At 76.3% G+C, this 21460-nt stretch carries 14 protein-coding genes; 5 read left to right on the top strand and 9 right to left on the bottom strand.

The genetic code is table 11. The annotated features are described in order from the left end of the window. Window positions 1-17: 17 nt before the first annotated feature. Both K5O09_RS16240 and clpB read right to left on the bottom strand, forming a co-directional pair. Window positions 18-686 (bottom strand): DedA family protein, encoded by a 669-nt coding sequence (locus K5O09_RS16240; protein ID WP_222170482.1) that lies wholly within the window; start codon window positions 684-686, stop codon window positions 18-20. A 95-nt stretch (window positions 687-781) separates the two neighbouring features. Continuing rightward, window positions 782-3382 carry an ATP-dependent chaperone ClpB gene (gene clpB / locus K5O09_RS16245; RefSeq protein ID WP_222170483.1) on the bottom strand — a complete coding sequence of 867 codons (2601 nt, stop codon included), beginning with the start codon at window positions 3380-3382 and terminating at the stop codon, window positions 782-784. Window positions 3383-4046: 664 nt separating this feature from the next. On the opposite strand from clpB, the gene K5O09_RS16250 reads away from it, so the two are divergent. From K5O09_RS16250 to trmB, 5 genes are all read left to right on the top strand, one after another. Continuing rightward, window positions 4047-5699, top strand: coding sequence for a glycosyltransferase family 2 protein (locus K5O09_RS16250; protein WP_222170484.1), 1653 nt, complete (start codon window positions 4047-4049; stop codon window positions 5697-5699). Next, a complete protein-coding gene (locus K5O09_RS16255) occupies window positions 5692-7482 on the top strand; it encodes a glycoside hydrolase family 26 protein (RefSeq protein ID WP_222170485.1) in 1791 nt (596 codons plus the stop codon). Before K5O09_RS16250 ends, K5O09_RS16255 begins: the two co-directional genes overlap by 8 nt. A 194-nt stretch (window positions 7483-7676) precedes the next feature. Then, a complete protein-coding gene (locus tag K5O09_RS16260; RefSeq protein ID WP_370635581.1) occupies window positions 7677-8942 on the top strand; it encodes a UDP-glucose/GDP-mannose dehydrogenase family protein in 1266 nt (421 codons plus the stop codon). Window positions 8943-9092: 150 nt separating this feature from the next. Continuing rightward, window positions 9093-9872 carry a VOC family protein gene (locus tag K5O09_RS16265; RefSeq protein WP_222170487.1) on the top strand — a complete coding sequence of 260 codons (780 nt, stop codon included), beginning with the start codon at window positions 9093-9095 and terminating at the stop codon, window positions 9870-9872. Between the two features lie 54 nt (window positions 9873-9926). Continuing rightward, window positions 9927-10712, top strand: a complete 786-nt coding sequence (gene trmB, locus K5O09_RS16270; RefSeq protein ID WP_222170488.1) for a tRNA (guanosine(46)-N7)-methyltransferase TrmB — start codon at window positions 9927-9929, stop codon at window positions 10710-10712. Between the two features lie 16 nt (window positions 10713-10728). Here trmB and cydC read toward each other — a convergent pair whose 3' ends face one another. From cydC to K5O09_RS16305, 7 genes are all read right to left on the bottom strand, one after another. Further along, entirely contained in the window at window positions 10729-12468 is a 1740-nt protein-coding gene (gene cydC, locus K5O09_RS16275) for a thiol reductant ABC exporter subunit CydC (protein WP_222170489.1), read from the bottom strand. Beyond that, window positions 12465-14246, bottom strand: a complete 1782-nt coding sequence (locus K5O09_RS16280; RefSeq protein ID WP_222170490.1) for an ABC transporter ATP-binding protein/permease — start codon at window positions 14244-14246, stop codon at window positions 12465-12467. Before K5O09_RS16280 ends, cydC begins: the two co-directional genes overlap by 4 nt. Before the next feature lie 398 nt (window positions 14247-14644). Next, a complete protein-coding gene (locus K5O09_RS16285; protein ID WP_222170491.1) occupies window positions 14645-17377 on the bottom strand; it encodes an HtaA domain-containing protein in 2733 nt (910 codons plus the stop codon). A 104-nt stretch (window positions 17378-17481) separates the two neighbouring features. Further along, window positions 17482-18354, bottom strand: coding sequence for a hypothetical protein (locus K5O09_RS16290; protein WP_222170492.1), 873 nt, complete (start codon window positions 18352-18354; stop codon window positions 17482-17484). Continuing rightward, entirely contained in the window at window positions 18351-19136 is a 786-nt protein-coding gene (locus K5O09_RS16295) for a heme ABC transporter ATP-binding protein (protein WP_370635582.1), read from the bottom strand. Before K5O09_RS16295 ends, K5O09_RS16290 begins: the two co-directional genes overlap by 4 nt. 80 nt (window positions 19137-19216) lie before the next feature. Continuing rightward, window positions 19217-20308 (bottom strand): iron ABC transporter permease, encoded by a 1092-nt coding sequence (locus tag K5O09_RS16300; RefSeq protein WP_222170493.1) that lies wholly within the window; start codon window positions 20306-20308, stop codon window positions 19217-19219. A gap of 5 nt (window positions 20309-20313) precedes the next feature. Next, entirely contained in the window at window positions 20314-21459 is a 1146-nt protein-coding gene (locus tag K5O09_RS16305) for a hemin ABC transporter substrate-binding protein (RefSeq protein WP_222170495.1), read from the bottom strand. Window position 21460: the final 1 nt, after the last annotated feature.

Here is a 21460-nt window from a genome sequence, read left to right on the forward strand (position 1 = left end):
GGGCCGCCGCGCGGGGGTCAGCCCCGCGCGGCGAGCCTGCGGCGGCGCAGGCGGGTCCAGACGAAGCGCACCACGACGACCACGATCGCGGCGTACACGGCGTAGTTGATGTAGTCCGAGTAGTGGCCGACGTCCTCCCACTGCTCGCCCAGCACGTACCCCGCGAGGACGAGCGCCGAGTTCCACACGGCGCTGCCCACCGCGGTGTACGCGAGGAACCGCGCCTGCGGCATCCGCTCCAGACCGGCCGGGACGGACACCAGCGACCGGACGACCGGGACGCAGCGGCCGATCAGCACCGCCGCGCCGCCGTGCCGGACGAACCACGACTCGGCGCGGTCGAGGTCCTCGACCTCCATCAGCGGGATCCGCTCCAGCCACCGGCGCAGACGTGCACGCCCGAACCAGACCCCCAGGCCGTACAGCACCCAGGCGCCGGCGACCGCACCCACGGTCGCCCCGACCACCGCCCAGCCGACGTGCATGTCGCCCTGGCTGGCCACGTACCCCGCGACCGGCAGCACGACCTCGGACGGGATCGGCGGGAACAGGTTCTCCAGCGCGACCAGCAGCCCGACTCCGGCGGGGCCGAGCGCGTCGACCACGTCGACGACCCAGCCGGCGAGCCCGGTCAGCTCGGGCGCGGCCGCGGGCGCGCCGACGGCCAGGGCGAGGGCGGTGTCCATGGCCCCCGATGGTCGCACGCGGAGCCGTCACCGGCCCGCGGGCGGGCCGGTGTGCGGGTGCTGTGCACCGGTCGTGCACAGCACCCGCACACGCCTCAGCCGCGCGTGAGGACCAGCCCCGCCGCGTCGTCCGGGGCGCGCGTCACCCGGACCGTGTCGCCGTCGTGCACCTCACCCGCGAGCAGCAGCCGGGCCAGCTTGTCGCCGATCTCGCGCTGCACGAGGCGGCGCAGCGGTCGTGCGCCGTACGCCGGGTCGAAGCCCTCGATCGCCAGCCACTCGCGTGCCGCCGGGTCGACGTCCAGCACGAGGCGGCGGTCCCGCAGCCGCGCCGCGAGGGACGCCACCTGGAGGTCGACGATCCGCCCGATCTCCTCCAGCGACAGCGGGTCGAACAGGACGATGTCGTCGAGCCGGTTGAGGAACTCCGGCTTGAACGCGGCCCGCACGGCCTCCATCACGCCCGCCCGCCGCTGCTCCGGGTCGAGCAGCGGGTCGACGAGGTGCTGCGAGCCGAGGTTCGACGTCAGCACGAGGATGACGTTCCGGAAGTCGACCGTGCGGCCCTGGCCGTCCGTGAGGCGGCCGTCGTCGAGCACCTGGAGCAGGATGTCGAACACCTCGGGGTGCGCCTTCTCGACCTCGTCGAGCAGCAGCACCGAGTAGGGGCGCCGCCGGACGGCCTCGGTGAGCTGGCCGCCCTCCTCGTAGCCGACGTACCCCGGGGGCGCACCGATGAGGCGCGCGACGGAGTGCCGCTCGGCGTACTCGGACATGTCGATCCGGACCATGGCGCGCTCGTCGTCGAACAGGAAGTCCGCGAGCGCCTTGGCGAGCTCGGTCTTGCCGACGCCCGTCGGGCCGAGGAACAGGAACGACCCGGTGGGCCGGTCGGGGTCGGCGATGCCCGCGCGGGACCGGCGGACGGCGTCGGAGACGGCCGCCACCGCGGCACGCTGGCCGATGAGGCGCTCGCCGATGACCTCCTCCATGCGCAGGAGCTTGGCGGTCTCGCCCTCCAGCAGGCGCCCGGCGGGGATGCCGGTCCACGCGGCGACGACCTCGGCGATCTCGTCCGGGCCGACCTTGTCCGCGATCATCGGTGCCTCGACGCCACCGGTCCCCTCGGCGCGCTCCCGCTCCTCGGCGGCGGCGATCTCCTGCTCGACGGCCGGGATCTCGCCGTACTGGAGCCGGGCGGCCCCGGCGAGGTCGCCCTCGCGCAGCAGGCGGTCCGCGGTCGAGCGCAGCTCGTCCAGGCGGGCCTTGAGGTCACCGACCAGGTTGTGGCCGGCCTTCTCCTTCTCCCAGCGCGCGGTCAGCCCGGCGAGCTCCTCGCGGCGGTCCGCCAGGTCGGCGCGCAGCTTCTCGAGCCGCTCGCGGGAGGCCGGGTCGTCCGCCTCGGACAGCACGACCTCCTCCATCTCCAGGCGCGTGACGGCGCGCTGCAGCTCGTCGATCTCGACGGGGGACGAGTCGAGCTCCATGCGGAGGCGGGACGCGGCCTCGTCCACCAGGTCGATGGCCTTGTCGGGGAGCTGCCGGCCCGTGATGTAGCGGTCGGACAGCGCCGCGGCGGCGACCAGGGCGGCGTCGGAGATCGTCACCTTGTGGTGCGCCTCGTAGCGCTCCTTGAGGCCGCGCAGGATCGCGACCGTGTCCTCCACGGACGGCTCGCCGACGAACACCTGCTGGAACCGGCGCTCCAGGGCGGGGTCCTTCTCGATCCGCTCGCGGTACTCGTCGAGCGTCGTGGCGCCGACGAGGCGCAGCTCGCCGCGGGCCAGCATCGGCTTGAGCATGTTGCCCGCGTCCATCGCGCCCTCGCCCCCGGCGCCCGCGCCGACGACGGTGTGCAGCTCGTCGATGAAGGTGACGACCTCGCCCTCGGACGACGTGATCTCCTCCAGGACGGCCTTGAGCCGCTCCTCGAACTCGCCGCGGTACTTCGCCCCGGCGACCATCGCCGCGAGGTCGAGCGAGACCAGGCGCTTGCCGCGCAGCGACTCCGGCACGTCGCCGGCCACGATGCGCTGGGCGAGGCCCTCGACGACGGCCGTCTTGCCGACGCCGGGCTCGCCGATCAGCACCGGGTTGTTCTTGGTCCGGCGGGACAGCACCTGGATGACACGGCGGATCTCGGCGTCGCGGCCGATGACCGGGTCGAGCTTGCCGTCGCGGGCGCGCTGCGTCAGGTCGACGCCGTACTGCTCGAGCGCCTTGTACGTCCCCTCGGGGTTCGGGCTCGTCACGCGCGCCGACCCGCGGACCGAGGGCAGCGCGGCGGCCAGCGCGTCGCGGGAGGCCCCCTGGGCGCGCAGGGCGTCGGCCACGCCGGTCTGCCCGGCGGCCAGGCCGAGCAGCAGGTGCTCGGTGGACACGTAGTCGTCCCCGAGCGTGCGGGCCTCGGCGGAGGCGGCCTCGATCGCGGTCGCGGTGGCGCGGGAGGCGGTCGGCTGCGCGACCGAGGACCCGCTCGCGGCGGGCAGGCCGACGAGGATCGCGCGCACGGCGCGGCCGAGCGCCTGGCGGTCGGCACCGACCGCGTCGAGCAGCCCGTTCGCGACCCCGCCCTCCTGGGCGAGCAGCGCGTTCAGCAGGTGGGCCGGCTCGAGCTGGGGGTTCCCCGCGGCGGACGCCTGCTGGATGGCGTCGCCGATGGCCTCCTGCGACTTGGTGGTGAGCTTCGCGTCCAACGTTCCCCTCCGTGCGTGGCGTCCGGACGACCCGGGCAGGTCGCCGCGTGCAGATCCGTCCGGTGCAACCCGGATGAAGTTGAGCCTATTCCGCTCAACTCTGTGCGTCGAGCGGTCACCGACGCCCGGCGCAGGCCTGCACCGGACCCGGCACGGGCGCGGCGGCACCGGCGGCGCGGCGTCTCGTGACCCCTGTCATCTCATGTCATGACGCTGACAGCCGTCAGAGGACGTTGTGACGACGTTCACGCCACGGTCGTCCGCGGGTCGTCCGGCCGACGCGGTCGCCACCGGTCGCGACCAGGACGTCCACCGGTCGTCCGGAAGATCCGCGATGTCGGATCTGCCGGACCTCTGATCTGCGCATTTCGGGACATACCGGCCGATCGATGCGTGATCCACATCACATTCGAGGGCCGAATGCGGTCGCGCGAGTTGCGTTCGGCCGCCGCAGCGCCACAGGCTGGTTCCACGCCCCGAGGGGCACCCTCCGACTCACGGAACGACCCCGACGCCACGTCGCCACCCGTCCGAACGGGTGACTCCCGTCACGCCCAGCCGCCGTCCCCAGTCACAGCCGAGGCCTCCCCGCCCCCGCTGCCCCCGTCCCTCCGCCGCGTCACCGTCGCCGCTGGCTCCACACCCTCCAGCGCCGAGGTGAGCGATGTTCATCTTCATCCTGCAGATCCGGCACATGCTCGACGACCAGGCCGAGCTGTACCTCTTCACCGTGTTCTCCGCCCTGGTGTGGGCGCTCTGGCTGCTCAAGGTCGGCCTGTCCCGTCGGTACCGCCCGTGGTTCGCGGAGCACCACGAGACCACCAGCGTCGTCGTCCCCGTCGTCGACGAGCCGCTCGACCTGTTCCGGGACGTGCTGACGCGCGTGACCGAGCAGCACCCCGACGAGGTCATCGTCGTCATCAACGGCAGGCCCAACCCCGGTCTCGAGCAGGTCTGCGAGGAGTTCGCACCGCTCGTCCGGTGGGTCCACACCCCGATCCCGGGCAAGCGCAACGCCGTGAAGATCGGCACCGAGCTCTCGCGCCACGACGTCACCGTCCTGCTCGACTCGGACACGGTCTGGACGCCCGGCACGCTGTCGGAGCTGCTCAAGCCCTTCGCCGACCCCAACGTCGGAGGCGTGACGACGCGGCAGCGCATCCTCGAACCCACGCGCTCCTGGATCACCCGCTGGGCCGACTGGCTCGAGAACTCGCGCTCGCTCTACTCGATGCCCGCGCAGTCCGTCCTCGGCCAGGTCGGCTGCCTGCCCGGTCGCACCATCGCGTTCCGCCGGCACATCCTCATGGAGGTCATGCACGACTTCATGACCCAGCGGTTCATGGGCGTGTTCCTGGAGGTGTCCGACGACCGCACGCTGACCAACCTCACGCTCAAGCAGGGCTACCGGACGGTCTACCAGCACACCAGCCTCGTCTACACCGACGCCCCGCTCCAGGTGAAGAAGCTGTTCAAGCAGCAGCTCCGCTGGGCGCGCGGCAGCCAGTACAACACCCTGCGGATGCTGCCGTGGATGCTCGGGCACGCCCCGGTGCTCGCCGTGTTCTTCCTGGCGGACATCGTGCTGCCGTTCCTCCTGGTCGGCACCATCGCGGGCTGGGTCTACCGGGCCGTCAGCGGCACCGGGGTCAACCTCTACGAGGCCATGCTGGAGACCTACGGCGCGCAGGCGGGCTGGTTCTGGGTCATCGCCCTGATGGTCGTGTCGTCGGTGCTGTCCATGGCGATCCGGCAGATCCGGCACCTGCAGGAGGTCCCGAGCGACTTCTTCCGGCTCCCGGTCTTCATCATCGTCTCGACGTTCTTCCTCATGCCGGTGCGGCTGCTCGGGTTCCTGCGCATGGCGCACGCGTCCGGGTGGGGCACGCGTGCCGGTGCCTACGCCGGCGGCGACCCCGGTACCGCCGAGGACGACGGCGACCACCGCCCGTCGCTCGAGGCGGAGCTCGGCCTGATGTCGCAGCCGGCGCCCGTCGACGTGGTGGACCGGGGCGGGCTGCCCACCCAGCGCGACCACGGTTCCGGTCCGGGCGCCCCGGTGCCCGCCGTCGCCGGTCACGGCGGTCTGCTCGCCGAGGCCGACGCGACGACCCCGCTCACCGCCGTCGCCGCACCGGCACCCGCACGGCACGCCGCCCCGTCGGCGGCGCCCACGGCCGCGCCGGTCGCGGCCGGCCGGCGCGAGGCACGTGCCACCCCGCCCGCACCCGCCCGCCGGCGGCTCAACCCGCTCGCGGCGATCCCGTACGGCATCGCCGTGGTCCTGTTCGCCCTGGAGGCGCTGCTCTATGTCTGACGCACCGACCACCCCCGCCGCGTCCTCGGGCGCCGCCTGGTGGGCACCGACCATGGGCCGGATGACCGTCCGCGCCCGCCTCGCCACCGCGGCCGTCGTCGCCGGCCTGCTCGCCGTGACGCTCGTGGTGTGGAACACGCCCGCCGTGTCCTCGCTCGTGGGCGCCGACGAGTCGGACGCCGCCGAGCCCACCGCCGCCGAGCTCGCGCTCCAGCGGCGCAACGCCGAGCTCGAGGCGCAGCTCGAGACCAGCCGCTCGCAGTCCGACGCCCTGCGCGACGTGCTGTCCGACGAGCAGGCCGCCCGCAAGAAGGGCGAGCAGGACCGCGCCGCCGCCCAGGCCGAGCGGGACGCCCAGGGCGACTCCGCCGACGGCGGCTCCGGCTCGGGGGGCTCGTCGCGCTCCGGGTCGTCGGGGTCGTCGGGGTCGTCCGGCTCGTCGGGTCGCTCCGGCGGGAGCGCAGCAGCCGGCGGGGCCGCGGCCGCGCCGGCCTCCGGGCCCGCGGGCGAGCAGCCCGCCAACCCCGCGGCACCCCGGCCGGAGAACCCCGCCGCTCCGCCGGAGAAGCCCACCAAGCCGACCGCCCCGAGCCGTGCCGCGCTGCTCGACCCGGACGAGCGCTACGTCGGGATGTACACCGAGCAGGCGCCGTTCAACTGGGCGACGTTCGACGACGCCGCGCAGGACATCGGCCGTACGCAGGACATGGTCGGGTACTTCGGGGGCTGGGACGAGGACTTCCGCGCCAACGCGGTGACCCGCGCCTGGGAGCGCGGGATGCTGCCGATGCTCACGTGGGAGTCCCGGCCGATCGGGTCGAAGAACGACGTGGTCGAGGAGCCGGAGTACAGCCTGCCGACGATCATCGACGGCGGCTTCGACGCCTACCTCACGCAGTACGCCCGCGACGTCGCGGCCACCGGGTTGCCGCTGGCGATCCGCCTCGACCACGAGATGAACGGCGTCTGGTACCCGTGGTCCGAGCAGACCGGGTCCGGGGCGCCGATCAACGGCAACGGCGTCGGGGACTACGTGCGCATGTGGCAGCACGTGCACGACATCTTCGAGGCCAACGGCGCCAACGACTACGTGATCTGGGTGTGGGCGCCGAACATCGTCAACAACCTCCCCACCGCGAACCAGTCCGCGGCGTTCCTCGAGGCCCTGTACCCCGGCGACGACTACGTCGACTGGGTCGGCGTCTCCGGCTACCAGCGACCGCCCTACAAGGACGAGAACGACTCGACGTTCTCCTACACGTTCGACCGGACGCTCGACCAGCTCCGCTCGATCACCGACAAGAAGATCCTGCTCGCCGAGGTCGGCGCCTCCGAGATCGGCGGCACCAAGCCCGCGTGGGTGCGGTCGTTCTTCGAGGGGTTCGACCCCGGGCGCAACGACGACGTGATCGGCTTCGCCTGGTTCAACCTCGCCGTCACCACGTACGTGGACGGCCAGCTCGCGACGAACGACTGGCGCGTGGACTCCCGGGCCAACAGCCTCGAGGCGTTCCGGACCGGGATCGCCGACCCGGCGCGCCGGTTCGGCGGCGAACCGACCGCCGCGGCGGCGTCCGCCACGGCGTCACCCGACGCACCACCCCGGACCGCGACCGCGGAGCCGGCGGCGACGCCCTCGCCGACCGCGGAGCCGGAGCCCGGCCCCACCCCGGAGCCGACCACCCGGCCCGAGCCGACCACCGGGCCTGCGCCGACCCCCGGGCCCGAGCCGGCACCGGAGCCCACGCCCAGCAGCACGCCCGCCCCGGCGGCGACCCCGTGACCCGCCGCACCGCCCGCACCCGCCCGCAGCGCCCCACCGTGAGGAGCACCGCCATGCACGAGTCCGCCCTCTCCGCCGCCGCCCTCTCCGCCGCCACCGACGCCGACGGCCTGCCCGCCGAGCCCGCCGGCGACTCCCCGCTGCGCATCAGCGTCTTCGGCACCGGGTACCTCGGTGCCACCCACGCGGTCGCCATGGCCGAGCTCGGGTTCGAGGTGCTGGGCGCCGACACCGACCCCGGCAAGGTCGAGGCGCTGGCCGCCGGCAAGGTGCCGTTCTACGAGCCCGGGCTCGACCCGCTGCTCGAGAAGCACCTTGCGACCGGGCGCCTGCGGTTCACCACCGACCTGGCCGCCGCCGCGGCGTGGGGCGACGTGCACTTCATCTGCGTCGGCACCCCGCAGATGCGCACCAGCCACGCGGCGAACCTCGCCTACGTGGAGTCCGCCGCCACGACGATCGCCCGCAACCTCACGCGCCCGGCGCTGATCGTCGGCAAGTCGACCGTCCCGGTCGGCACCGCCGCCCGGCTGCGCACGCTCGTGTCCGAGGAGGCCCCCGCCGGTGTGCCGGTCGAGCTGGTGTGGAACCCGGAGTTCCTGCGCGAGGGCAAGGCCGTCGAGGACACGCTGCACCCGGACCGCATCGTGCTCGGCGGGCCGTCCGCCCGGGCCGAGGCCACGCTGCGGCAGGTCTACGCCGGGCCGGTCGCCGAGGGCACGCCCGTCGTCGTCACGGACCTGCCGACCGCGGAGCTCGTGAAGGTCAGCGCGAACGCGTTCCTCGCCACCAAGATCTCGTTCATCAACGCGATCTCCTCCGTGTGCGAGGCGGCGGGGGCCGACGTCACCGTGCTGGCGGACGCGCTCGGCCACGACGTGCGCATCGGCCGCCAGTTCCTCGACGCCGGGCTCGGGTTCGGCGGCGGCTGCCTGCCGAAGGACATCCGCGCCCTCATGCACCGGGCGAACGAGCTCGGGGCGTACCGGGCGTCCGCCCTGCTGCAGCAGGTCGACGAGATCAACATGGGCCAGCGCGAGCGGGTGCTGGACATGACCGTGCAGGCCTGCGGCGGCTCCGTCCTCAACCGCCGGATCGGCGTGCTGGGCGCGGCGTTCAAGCCCCACACCGACGACGTGCGGGACTCGCCCGCCCTCAACGTCGCGGCGGCGCTGCACCTGCGCGGCGCCCAGGTCACCGTGTACGACCCGGAGGCCGGGGACACCGCCCGGCGGTCGTTCCCGACGCTGTCCTACGCCACCTCGGTGGACGAGGCCGTCGAGGGCACGGACGTCGTGCTGGTGCTCACCGAGTGGGACCAGTTCGTGCAGGCCGACGCCGGGCACCTCGCCGGGCTCACCTCGACGCCGCGCGTCATCGACGCCCGCGGCAAGCTCGACCCCGCGCGGTGGCGCGGTGCCGGCTGGGAGTTCGCCGGCCTCGGGCGGACCGCCGCCTGACGGGCGGGGTCCGGCGGGGGCGCCCCGGCGGCCGCGGCGCGGGAGGGCGCGCCGGGCCGCCGGGGCGCCCGTCGCGCGTGTGGGCGCCGGCTGCTTCGATGGTCCCGTCGGGGCGACGCCGCGCCGCCCCCGAGCCTCGCGGAGGACGACATGAGCGTGCACGAGCGGCCCTGGGCGGACGGCACCCCCTGCTGGGCGCAGCTGACGGTCCCCGACCTCGAGGCGGGGCGCCGGTTCTACGGCGACCTGCTCGGCTGGACGTTCGACGTCGGCCCGGCCGGGACGGGCTTCTACAGCCAGGGCCTCGTGGGCGGACGGCCCGCGGCGGCGCTGGGCGGCGTCATGCCGGGCGGCGAGGACGAGCCGGTCGCGTGGCTGACCTTCCTCGCGGCGGCGGACGCCGCCGCCACCCAGGAGCGGGCCGTGGCGGCGGGCGCCCGGGTGCAGGTGCCGGTGGCGCCCGTCATGGACTTCGGCTCGATGGCGGTGCTGACGGACCCCGCGGGGGCGACCGTCGCGCTCTGGCAGGCCGGCCGGACCCTCGGGGCGACCGTCGTGAACGAACCCGGCGCGATGATCTGGAACGAGCACCTGTCGGCGCGCCCCGCCGAGGCCCGCGCGTTCTACCGGGCGGTGTTCGGCTACGGGGTCACCGACATGGGCGCGCCCGGCTTCGGCTACACGACCGTCGAGGTCGACGGCCGCGCCGTCGGCGGCATCGGGGGCGGCGCCGACGCCGCGTCCTGGGAGGTGTACTTCGCCGTGACGGACACGGACGCGGCGACCGAGCGGGCCGTGCGGCTCGGCGGCGCCGTCGTGTCCCCGGCCTCGGACACGCCGTACGGGCGGCTCGCCGGGGTCACGGGACCGTTCGGGGAGCGGTTCTGGCTCATGTCGACCGACGAGGAGCCCAGCGCGCCCGCCGCGTGAGGGCCGCCGACCCGCGGGACGCCACGTCCGGCGGGCGCGGCTACCCTCGACGCCGTGCCGACCGATCCGACCCCGTCCTCCGCCGGGCCGCCCGCCGCGGACCGGGCGGCCGACGCGTTCCGGCAGGCGAAGAAGGTCGCCGGGCAGCCCGTGCGCACGTTCCACCCCCGCCGGGCGACGCTCGGGGAGCGGCGCGCGGACGCGCTCGAGCGGCTCTGGCCCCGGTACGGCGTCTCCGTGCACGACCCGGTGCTCGGCCTGCCGCCCACGACGGCCGCGGGGGCCCTCGACGCCCCCGCGCTGTTCGGCCGCACCGCCCCGCTGGTCCTGGAGATCGGCTCCGGCATGGGCGACGCCACGGCCGCGATGGCGGCCGCCGACCCCGACCGCGACTACCTCGCCGTCGAGGTGCACCTGCCCGGGGTCGCGAACCTGCTCGTGCTGCTGGAGGAGCAGGGCCTCACCAACGTCCGGGTGGCGCACGGCGACGCTCTCGACCTGGTACGCCGGGTCGTCGCGCCCGGGTCGCTCGCCGCGGTGCACGTGTTCTTCCCCGACCCGTGGCCGAAGGCCCGGCACCACAAGCGCCGGATCGTCGCGCCCGAGCACGTCGCGCTGCTGCGGAGCCGGCTGGCGATCGGCGGCGTGCTGCACTGCGCGACCGACTGGGAGCCGTACGCGGAGCAGATGCTGGACGTCGTCGCCGCCGACCCGGGCCTGACCAACGAGCTCGGCGGCTACGCCCCGCGGCCGGAGCACCGCCCGGTCACGCGGTTCGAGCGGCGGGCCCTCGCGGCCGGGCGGACCCCGCGGGACGTGGTCGCGACGCGCACGTCCTGAGCGCGGCCGGCCGGCCTCAGGTGCCGGGCCGCCCCAGGTGGACGACGCGGTCCGCGGTGCGGACCGCCCCCGGGCGGTGCGCGATCACGAGCACGGTGCGGCCCCGAGCCGCCTCGGCGAGCGCGTCCTGGATCTCCGCCTCCGTGGCCACGTCCAGCTGGCTGGTCGCCTCGTCCAGCACCAGCACGGGCGCGTCGAGCAGCAGCGCGCGGGCGATCGCCACGCGCTGGCGCTGCCCACCGGACAGCCGCTCGCCCATCTCGCCGACCCGGGTGGCGTAGCCGTCGGGCATCGCGACGATCGCGTCGTGCAGCGCCGCCCGGCGGCACGCGTCCTCGAGCTGCTCATCGGTGGCGTCGGGCGCCGCGAGCCGGAGGTTGGCCGCGAGGGTGTCGTTGAACAGGTAGGTGCTCTGCCCGACGACGGCGACGTGCCGCCGCAGGTCCTCCAGCGCGACGTCCCGCACGTCGACCCCGCCGAGCAGCACCCGCCCCTCGTCCGGGTCCCACGCGCGGGTGAGCAGGTTGACCAGCGTCGACTTGCCGGAGCCCGACGACCCGACGACGGCCGTGGTGGCGCCGGCGGGCACGTGCAGGTCCACGCCGTCGAGCACCCGGCGCCGCGGCGCCTGTGGGACACCGTCGGCGTCGTCGTCCTGCGACGCGGGGTAGGCGAACGTCACGCCCTCGAACCGCACGTCGAGCGGCCCGTCCGGCAGCGGCACCGGGTGGGCGGGCGAGGTGGTGGCCGGCGGCGCGTCGGTGACCCGCCAGATGCGGCGCGCGGCGGCGAACGCCTGCTCGAGGTCCGGCGCCACGTCCTCCACGGCGAGCACGGGCGTGAAGACCGCGAGCGCCAGCACGACCGCGACGGCGTAGTCCGCCCAGGTCAGCGCGCCGGAGGACACGCGCGCCGCCCCGACGAGCGCCACCGTCGCGACCGCCGCGACCAGCAGCACCGCGTTCGCCGCGCGACGGCGGGCCGTCCAGGCCGCCAGCCCGTCGAGGCCCAGCCCGACGTCGTCCGCGAGCGCGCGCGCCTGGGCCCGCCGCCGCGTCTCCGCCCCGAACGCCAGCACCTCGCGGACGCCCTGGAGCGACTCGGTGACGAGCTGGGCGATCCGCCCCCGGGCGGCCCGCACGCGCGTCGCCGCGACGGCGCTGGGCTCGCGGCCCCACGCCGGGACGACCGCCCCGACGAGCACGAGGAACGGCAGCAGCACGAGCGCGAGCACCGGGTCGTACCGGACGGCCAGCACCACCAGGACGACCACCGGCACGACGACGGCGCTCACCGCGGGCACGAGCGTGTGCGCGAAGAACACCTCGACGCGGTCGACGTCCTTGGTCGCGCGGTTGACCAGGTCGCCGGTGCGGCGCGACAGGACGCCGGCGGGAGCCTGCGGCGCGAGCCGGTCGTAGAAGTCGACGCGCAGCATCGCGAGCGCCCGGAACGCCACGGCGTGGCCGGTCAGCTGCTCCAGGTAGCGGAGCACGCCCTTGAGCAGCGACAGCGCGACGAGCGTCCACACCGTCGGGGCGAGCGGGGCAGCGGGGTCGTCCGCCACCCGGGCGGCCCCGGCCGCCGCCACCGCGAGCAGGGCGATGCCGAGCAGCTGGCCGACCACCCGGCAGACCAGCGACGCCGCGAGCGGCGGCAGCACGGGGCGGCCGAACCGGACCAGCCGGCGGGAGATCGCGGCCCGGGACAGCGGGGCGGGCGCGGGGGCCGCGGCGGGGTCGAGCACGGTGCTCATCGGGTCGCCTCCGTGGCGTCGGCGCGGGCGGTTCCGGTCGTGCCGGTCGGGCCGGTCGTGCCGGGCGTCCCGGCCAGGCCGGACAGGTCCATCGCGCGGGCGTAGTACGAGTCGATGCCGCCGAGCCGGTCCGGCGGTCCCTGCTCGACCACCCGCCCCTCGGCGAGCACCAGCACCTCGTCCGCGCCGCGGACCGTGCTCAGCCGGTGCGCGACGACCAGCACGGTGCGCCCCTCGCCGGCGCGGTCGAGCGCCTCCACCAGGGCGGATTCCGAGGCGGCGTCCACCTGGCTGGTCGGCTCGTCGAGCAGCAGCACGGGGGCGTCCTTGAGCAGGGCGCGCGCCACCGCGAGCCGCTGCGCCTGGCCGCCGGACAGCGACAGGCCCCGCTCCCCGACCCGGGTCGCGAGCCCGTCCGGGAACCGCCGGACCTCGTCGGCCAGGTTGGCCTGCGCGAGCGCGTGCCACAGCGCCTCGTCGTCCGCGTCGGCGTCGGCGAGGCGCAGGTTGTCCGCGAGGGTTCCGGTGAACAGGTACGTCGACTGCGCGACCACGGCGGTCTGCGCGCGCACCCACGCGAGCGGCACGACCGTCGCGTCGTGCCCGCCCACCCGCACCACGCCGCTGCCGGGGCGCAGGTGCGCCTGCAGGAGGGCGGCCACCGTGCTCTTGCCCGACCCGGACGGGCCGATGAGCGCGACGCGCGCGCCCCGCGGGACGGTGAACGACACGTCGTCCAGCACCGGGGACCCGCCGGGGTACGCGAACGAGACGTGCTCGAGCGCGAGCGCCTCCGGGACCTCCGTGCCCGGGTCGGGGTCCGGCGCCGTGGCGGGCGTCGCCCAGCCGGCCGGCGCCTGCACGCCGGGGGCGTCGAGCGCCGCCGGCACCTGGTCGAGCACCGACTCGATCTCGCGCACCGCGGCCCGCCCGCCGAGCCCGACGTAGAAGAACTGGCCGACCCGGTCGAGCGGCTCCAGCAGCACCGTGGAGACGAGCACCACCGCCACGGCCTGCCCCGGGGTGATCGCGCCGTCCCGCAGCCGCAGCACCGCCAGCGCCGCCGCGGCCGTCACCATCACCAGCGAGAAGGAGGAGTCGATGACCAGCAGCACCAGCTGGTTGCGCGTGAGCAGGCGCATCACCATGCGGCGCAGCTGCTCGGCGGAGCGGGCGAGCTCCGCACCCTTGGCGGCCGCGCGGTTGAACGCGGTCGACGTGGGCAGCCCCTGGATCGCGTCGAGGAACTGCCCCGCGAACCGGCGCGCGGTCATCCGGTACTGCACGGAGACGCCGCGGAACGCCCGCTGGAAGCCGCCGACCACCAGCGGGATCGCGGGCAGGGCGAGCGCGAGCCAGCCCGCGACCACCCAGTCGACGGCCGCCCCGAGCAGCAGCAGCGCGACCACCGGGACCGTCATCGACGCGATGATCGGGTAGCGGAACGTCACCTCGTGGGACGCAGCCCGCTCGACGCCGTCGGTGGCGGTCGACACGAACCGGCCGGAGCGCTCCTGCGTGCGGAACGCGACACCGAGCCGCAGCGCCTGGTCGAGCAGCACGTCCCGGCGCACCGACTCCCGCGGGCCGACCGCGGCGAGGCTGGTCCGCGGGCCGGCGAACGCGGCCACCCCGAGGACGACGACCGCGGCCACGAGCACCGCCACGGCGGCGCCGGGCACGCCGTCACCGGTGCGCGCCGCGTCCAGCACGGCGCCGAGCGCGAGGTAGGCCGCGGTCGTGGCGGCGGCGGCCACCCACGTCAGGAGGGCCGGCACGAGCACGACCGCGCGGGGCGCGTCGGGGGTGCTCGGGGCACCGGCGGGGCGCTCGACCGGCGGACCGGCGGGACGGGGACCCGGGTGCCCGCCGGGGTGACCGCCCGGGCGGCCGGCGGCAGGCCCACCGGCTCCGCGGCCGGGGCGGGGGTGCCCGCCCGCGGGGGTTCCGGAGGGACCGGGGCGGCCGGCGGGACGGTGACCGGGCCGGCCGGTGGCGGGGCCCGGGTGCGGGGAGGTCATGCGGTGGTCCTCGGGGACGGCAGGGACAGGGGTGCGCCGCACACGGTGCCACGCGGCGACGCCGTGCGCGACACCGTGCGGCGTGGTGGCGGAGATGGGGTCCGGGGAGTGAGGCGGGGGTAGGGCGGCGCGCGCCGCCCCACCCCCGCGAGCCGTCAGGCCGTCAGGCCGTGGGCCCGGCGTCGACCACGGCGGACCGCCGCCGTCAGCAGGCCGCCGAACAGCAGCAGCGCGACGGCGTAGCCGACCGCGTCACCGGGCTCGGCACCCGTGGTGGCGAGGCTGCCGGAGGTCGCGTCGCACTCGACCTCGGCACCGAGCGGCAGCGTGAAGGCCACCGGGTCGAGCGCCTCGCCCGCCTGGTAGAACCCCTCGAACACGCCGGCGCCGGCCGCGGTCAGCGTGGCGGGCACGCCGGACCAGGCCACCTGTGCGGCCCCGCGGGACGCGGTGCCGGCGCCGAGGTCGAGCGTGGCCACCGCGACGCGGGACGACCCGGACGGCCCGGCGACCGTGAGGGTCAACGTGGCCGACGTGGCGCCCGTGAGCCGCACCTGCGGGTCGGAGAACGTCAGGTCGAGCTGCCCGCCGTGCCCCGTGAAGTGCACGCCCCCGGACCACGAGGCGGCACCGAGACCGGCGTCCGCGTTGTAGCGGCCGGTCCCGCCGGACCACGTCCACGGACCGGTGCCGGAGACGCCGTCCGCGGTGACCGAGCCCTGGGCGATCGGGCCGGTGACGTAGCTGCGGAACGACTCCCGCACGCCCCACGTCAGCGTGGCTCCCGAGACGGCCCGCGCGACGCACACCGGCGCCGCGGCCTCGACCGTGATCGGGAGCTCCAGCGTCTGCCCGGCGCCGACGAGGACGAGCGTGTGCGGCCCGGCCGGCGTCGAGGCGGGGATGGTCGCCGTGACCGTGACCGACCCGGCGGCGTCCGCCACCAGGCCGCCCGCGAGGAGCACCGGGTCGGAGTGCAGCTCGAGGCGGATACCCGTCTCGCCCGCCCCGAAGCCGTTCGCGGTCACCGTGACGGCACCGCCCGCGACGACCGAGCCGGCGGCGGACAGACCCTGGACCTCGCGCACCGGCGTGACCTCACCCGGGGGCGTGGGGGTCACCGGCGTGACGGGGACCGTCGGCGTGGTCGGCACGCCCGGGGTGCCGCAGGACGTCGCAGCACCCAGCGGGAGCGTGAACGACACGGGGTCGAGCGCCGCGCCGGCCGGGTAGAACCCGGCGAACGCCTCGCTGCCCGCGGCGGTCAGCGTGGCGGGGACGCCCGCCCACGCGAGGCGGGAGGCGTCGGACGCGGCCGTGCCCGCGGCCAGGTCGAGCGTCGCCAGCCGGACCCGCTGCGAGCCGTCCGGGGTGGTGACGGTCACCCGCAGGTCGGCCGTGCCGGCACCGGTGACGCGGACCTCCGGGCTGGCGAAGGTCAGGTCGAGCTCACCGCCGTGCCCCACGAAGCGCACGCCGCCGGACCAGGCGGCCGTCGCCAGCCCGTCCTCGTCGACCTGCCCGGAGCCCGCGGACCAGGTCCACGGGCCGGTTCCCGTCACGCCGGTGGCGGAGACGGTGCCGCCCGCGACCGGGCCGGTGATGTAGGTGCGGAAGGACGCGCGCACGCCCCAGTCCAGGGTGCCGCCCGTCACGGCGACGCACGTCGGGGCCGGCGTCCCGCCGCCGTTGTCACCGCCACCCGTGTCACCGCCACCCGTGTCACCGCCACCGGTGTCACCACCGCCCGTGTCGCCGCCACCGGTGTCACCACCGGAGCCGGCGAAGGCGATCGCGACGGCCTGCTCGTTCGCGGCCTGCGCGACGGAGGCTCCCACGGTGAACACCGCCAGCGTGCCGCCCTCGATCCGCTTCTCGTCCAGCGTCGCCTGGTCCACCTCGACGGTCCACGTGAAGTCCGCCGTGCCGTCGGGCTGCACGGTCCACCGCAGGTACGGCGGGGTGTCGTTCACCCCCTGCACCCAGCGGGTGTAGGCGCCGCTCCGCGCGGCGGACGGCGCGCCCTCCGACGGCCGCCACGACTCGGCGAGCCACCCGATCTGCGCGTACACGCCGGCGGGCTGGTTCAGCACCGGCGGGTGGGTGCCCAGGGCGCTGGTGTCGTAGCCCTCGCCGGTGACGGTGATCGTCGCCCCGTCGGGGTCGAGGCCCTCGGTCTGCGACACGCGCAGCGTCGGCGTGGCCGGCTCCGGCTCGGGTTCCGGCTCGGGCTCCGGCTCCGGCTCGGGCTCCGGGTCGACCGGGGGCGTCCCGCACCCGTCGAGCGCGGCGCCCGCGGGCAGCGTGAACGCCACCGGGTCGAGCGCCGTCCCCGCGCCGTAGAACCCGGCGAACGCGACCGCGCCGGCCTCCGTCAGAGTGGCGGGCACCCCGGACCAGGCGACCTGCGTCGCGTCCGTCGACGACGTGCCGCCCGCGAGGTCGAGCGTCGCGAGCTCCACCCGCGAGGGCTCGGCCGTCCCGGGGTCGACGGTCGTCGTGAGGGTCGCCGTCGTGGCACCCGTGACCGTGACCTCCGGCGCCGAGAACGTCAGGTCGAGCGCGCCGTCGTGCCCCTCGAAGCGCACCGACCCGCTCCCCCACGAGGCCGCCGCGAGGCCGTCCTCGCCGATCTCACCCGTGCCGCCGGACCACGTCCACGGCCCCGTCCCGGTGACGTCGGCCGGGGTGACGGAGCCGTGCGCGATCGGGCCGGAGATGTACGTCCGGAAGGACTCCTTCACCCCCCACTCGAACGTCGCACCGGCGATGCCGACGCAGCTCGGCGCACCGCCCGCGGGGTCGTCGGCTTCGGCGGCCCCGGCCGTCCCGGCGGCGAGCGTCGTGCCCGCCCCCACGACCAGCGCGACGACCGCGCTGGTGACCACGCGCCACGCGCGGGTCCTCGTTCCTCGGTGCATCGTCTCCCTCTCCGGCCCGGCTGCCCGGGCTCTCGTCGGACCGCGACCGGGTGGGTCGCGGTCCTCCCCTGTCAGTGCTGGTCGGGTGCGTCGCCGTCGCCGACGTCGTCGGTGGCCGTCCGCCCGGACGCACGCCGCCGCAGGGCCACGAGCCCGACGGCGGCCACGGCGGCGAGCCCCCCGGCGACGACGGCCGGCCACGGGACCGCCGCCCCCGGGTCGGACGGCTCCGGTGCCGCGACGGCGTCGGCGCTCGGGGTGGTGGACCCGTGGCCGGGCGTCGGGGCCGGCGCTGTCGCGGTCGGCGCTGCCGCCGGGTCGGCCGGCGCCACGGCGTCCGCGCCGGTGGTCGCCGCCGCGCCGGACGCGGCGGACGGCACCGGCGTGAACGTCTCGTTCGTCGCGTTCGCGACGCCGTGCGCCCCGATCGTGATCACGCCGCACGTCACCTCGCGGCAGTCCACCTCGACGGTCCCGCCGTCCGCGCCGAGCGTCTCGAGCACCGGCCCGGGGACGGTCAGCTCGGTGGCCCAGGTGCCGTCCTCGGCGAGCTGGCCGCCGTTGGCCTCGGCCGACGTCCGCGACCCGGGGAACGCGACGAAGCGCTGGTACCCGGCGTTCTCCTGGCTCTGCGCGTCGACGGCGTAGCGGTACTGGACGCCCGACGCCCCGCCCGCGCTGGGACGCCAGCCGTCACCGGCCGCCGGGTCGACCCAGCCGAACAGCACGTACAGGCCGCCGAACCCGCCGGGGACCGACTGGAACCCGGTGCCCGAGACCCGCAGGGTCGTCGCGGCGGCGGGGTCGAGCACCGCCGGCCCGCCGTCCTGGTCCGCGACGTCGACCTGCGACGCCGCGAGAGCGGGGCCGGCGGCGCCGAGCGTGGTCACGCACGCGAGTGCTGCGGCGGCCGTCAGGCGCCGGAGCGCCGGGGGCGGGGTCATCGGGAGTCCTCCGGGGTGGTGCGGTCGGGCAGCACGACGAGGTCGCCGGTGCGGGGGTGGACGAGCACCTCGACGGGGTGCCGGTAGACGTCGCCGAGCAGGTCGGGCCGCAGCACGTCGGCGGGCGTGCCGAGCGCCCGGGGGCGGCCGTCGCCGAGCAGCAGCACGCGGTCGGCGTACGCGGCGGCGAGGCTGAGGTCGTGCAGGACGGCCACGACGGCGTGCCCGCGCCGCGCGAGGTCCCGGGCCTGCGCCAGCACCATCTCCTGGTGCCGGATGTCGAGGGCCGCGGTCGGCTCGTCGAGCAGCAGCAGCGGCGTGGCCTGGGCCCGGGCGCGCGCGTAGGCGGTGCGGGCCCTCTCGCCGCCGGAGAGCGTCGGGAACCGGCGGTCGCCCAGGTGCACGACCTCGCCGGCGGCGGCAGCCTCCGCGACCACCCGGTCGTCGTCGTCCTCGGCGGCCGTCCCGCGCCAGGGCGCACGCCCCATGCGCACGACGTCCGCGACCGTGAACGGGAAGCTGAGCCGGTGCTCCTGGAGCAGGACGGCGCGGCGCCGCGCGAGCTCGGCCGGGCGCAGCGACGCGACGGGCGCGCCGTCGTCCGTGACGCTGCCGCGCGTCGGACGCAGGTCGCCCGCGAGCAGGCCGAGCAAGGTGGACTTGCCCGCGCCGTTGGGCCCGACGACGGCGAGCAGCTCGTGCCGGCGCACCTCCAGGTCCACCGCGTCGAGCAGCGTGACCCCGTCGACGTCGTAGCCCGCCGCCTCGAGCCGCACCGCCACCGCGGCCCCGCCCGGCGGCACAGGGTCGACGGGGGCGGCGGGGGCGACCGGGGCGGCGGGCCCGGCTCCCGTGCGGGCGGTCACGCCCAGCCCCCCGCCTGGCGCCGGGTCCGGCGGATGAGCCAGAAGAAGAACGGCCCGCCGACCAGGGCGGTCAGCATGCCGATCGGGAGGTCCGCCGAGGCGACGGCAGTCCGCGCGACCAGATCGGCCGCGAGCAGCAGCACCGCGCCGCCGAGCGCGCTGAGCGGCACGAGCGCGCGGTGCCCGGGACCGACGGCCATCCGCACCAGGTGCGGGACGACCAGCCCGACGAACGCGATGATCCCGCAGAACGCGACGGCCGCGGCGGTCAGCAGCGCGACGGCGACGATGCTCACGACCCGCAGCCGCTCGACGTCCACCCCGACGTGCCGCGCCGCGCGCTCCCCGAGGGCGAGCAGGTCCAGGCGGCGGGCCACGAGCAGGGCGACCGCGAGCCCCGCGGCCACGAACGGCGCGACCACCGCGACGTACTGCCAGCGCGTGCCGTTGAGGCTGCCGAGCTGCCAGAACACGATCTGCTCGCGCGCCTGGGTGTCGGCCAGGAACGTGAGGAACGCGATGCCCGCGCCGCACACGGCGTTCACCGCCACGCCGGTGAGCACGAGCGTGACGACCTCCGTCCGCCCGCCGGACCGCGCGAGCAGGTACACGACCAGCGTCGTGACGAGCCCGCCCGCGAAGGCCAGCGCGGCGGACGTGAACGGCCCGAGGAACCCGAGCCCGAGGACGATCCCGGTGCACGCCGCGAGCGCCGCACCCGACGACACCCCGACCACGCCGGGGTCGGCCAGGGGGTTGCCGAACACGCCCTGCATCACGGCGCCGGCGGCGGCGAGCGCGGCACCGGCGAGCACCGCCATCGCGACCCGCGGGAACCGGATGGTCCACAGGGCGGCGTCGCCGTTCGGGTGCGTCGGGAGCGGGCCGGCGTCGACGCCGAGCCGGTGCAGCACGGAGCCGAGCACCTCACCGGGCGGGATGCGCAGCTGCCCGGTCCCCGCGGCGACGACCACCAGCACCGCCAGCGCGACCGCGAGCCCCGCCGCCAGGAGCGCGACCCGGCTGCGGCGGGCCGGTGGGGCCGCCGGGGCGGTCGCGCGCGCGGTGGCCGCGGGCCGCGTGCCCACCGCCGTCACGACGCGTCGGGCGCGTAGAACGCGCGGGCCAGGGCGTCGAGCGTCTGCGCGGACGTCGGGCCGAACGACAGCACCTGGGAGTCCGCCATGTCCACGACGCGCCGGTGCTCTCCGGCGGGGGTCTGCGCCACGGCGGGGAGCTGCTCGAGCAGCCCGTCGACGCCCCCGACCGACTCGAGACCGGCGGTCATGACCAGCAGGAGGTCGGGCGCGGCGGCGACCAGGGCCTCGTCCGTGACCGGGCGCATGCCCTGCCACCCGATCTCCGCGGCGACGTCCACGCCCCCCAGCGCGGTGACGAGCGCCTCCGCGCCGGAGCCCTCGCCGAACAGGTAGAAGACCCCGGCCTGCCCGCGCAGGTAGAGGAACGCGACGCGCAGCCGGTCCGCGGGGTCGTCGGGCGCGAGCCGCTCGATGTCGGCGACCACCGCGTCGATCTCCGCCTGCGTCCGCGCGGCGAGCGCCTCACCCTCCCGCGGCAGCCCGACGGCGGCGGCGACGGAGGTGATGAGGTCGTCCACCGACTCCAGGTCGCGCCGGGAGTCGACGACGACCACCGGGATCCCCGCGTCCCGCATCTGGAGCACGGTGTCCCACGGGCCGAGCGTGGTGTCGGTGATGATGAGCGTCGGCGCGAGGTCCAGGATCGCCTCGCCGTTGAGGTCGTGGCCGTCCCGCGTCACGAGGGGCAGGCCCCCGGCCTCCGGGAAGTCCGAGGACGCGTCCCGCCCGACGACGCTGCCCCCGAGCCCCAGCTCGAACAGGATCCGCGACGTCGAGCCGTACAGGTCGAGCGCCAGCACCCGGCTGGTGTCGGTGACCGTGACCTCGGTGCCCTGGGCGTCCGTGACCGTGACGGGGAGCGCCGGCTGCGGGTCCTGCGCGACGGGGTCGACCGGGGTCGCGGCGCTCACCGCCGTCTGCTCGCCGACCCAGGACCGCGGGTCCTCCAGGGGCGTGAGCTCGCCGAGCGGCGGGCGGTCCCCGGCGGCGGCCGGCGCGTGCGCGGCCGTGGTCGCCGGGGAGGCGCAGCCCGCGAGGAGGACTCCCAGCAGGGCCGTCACCAGCAGGAGCGCGCGGGGGGCGCGTCGCGGGTTGCGGCGCGCGTCGCGGGCACGGCCGTGCGGACGGGGATGGGGCATC

The sequence above is a fragment of the Cellulomonas sp. C5510 genome, from assembly GCF_019797765.1.
Lineage (GTDB): Bacteria > Actinomycetota > Actinomycetes > Actinomycetales > Cellulomonadaceae > Cellulomonas.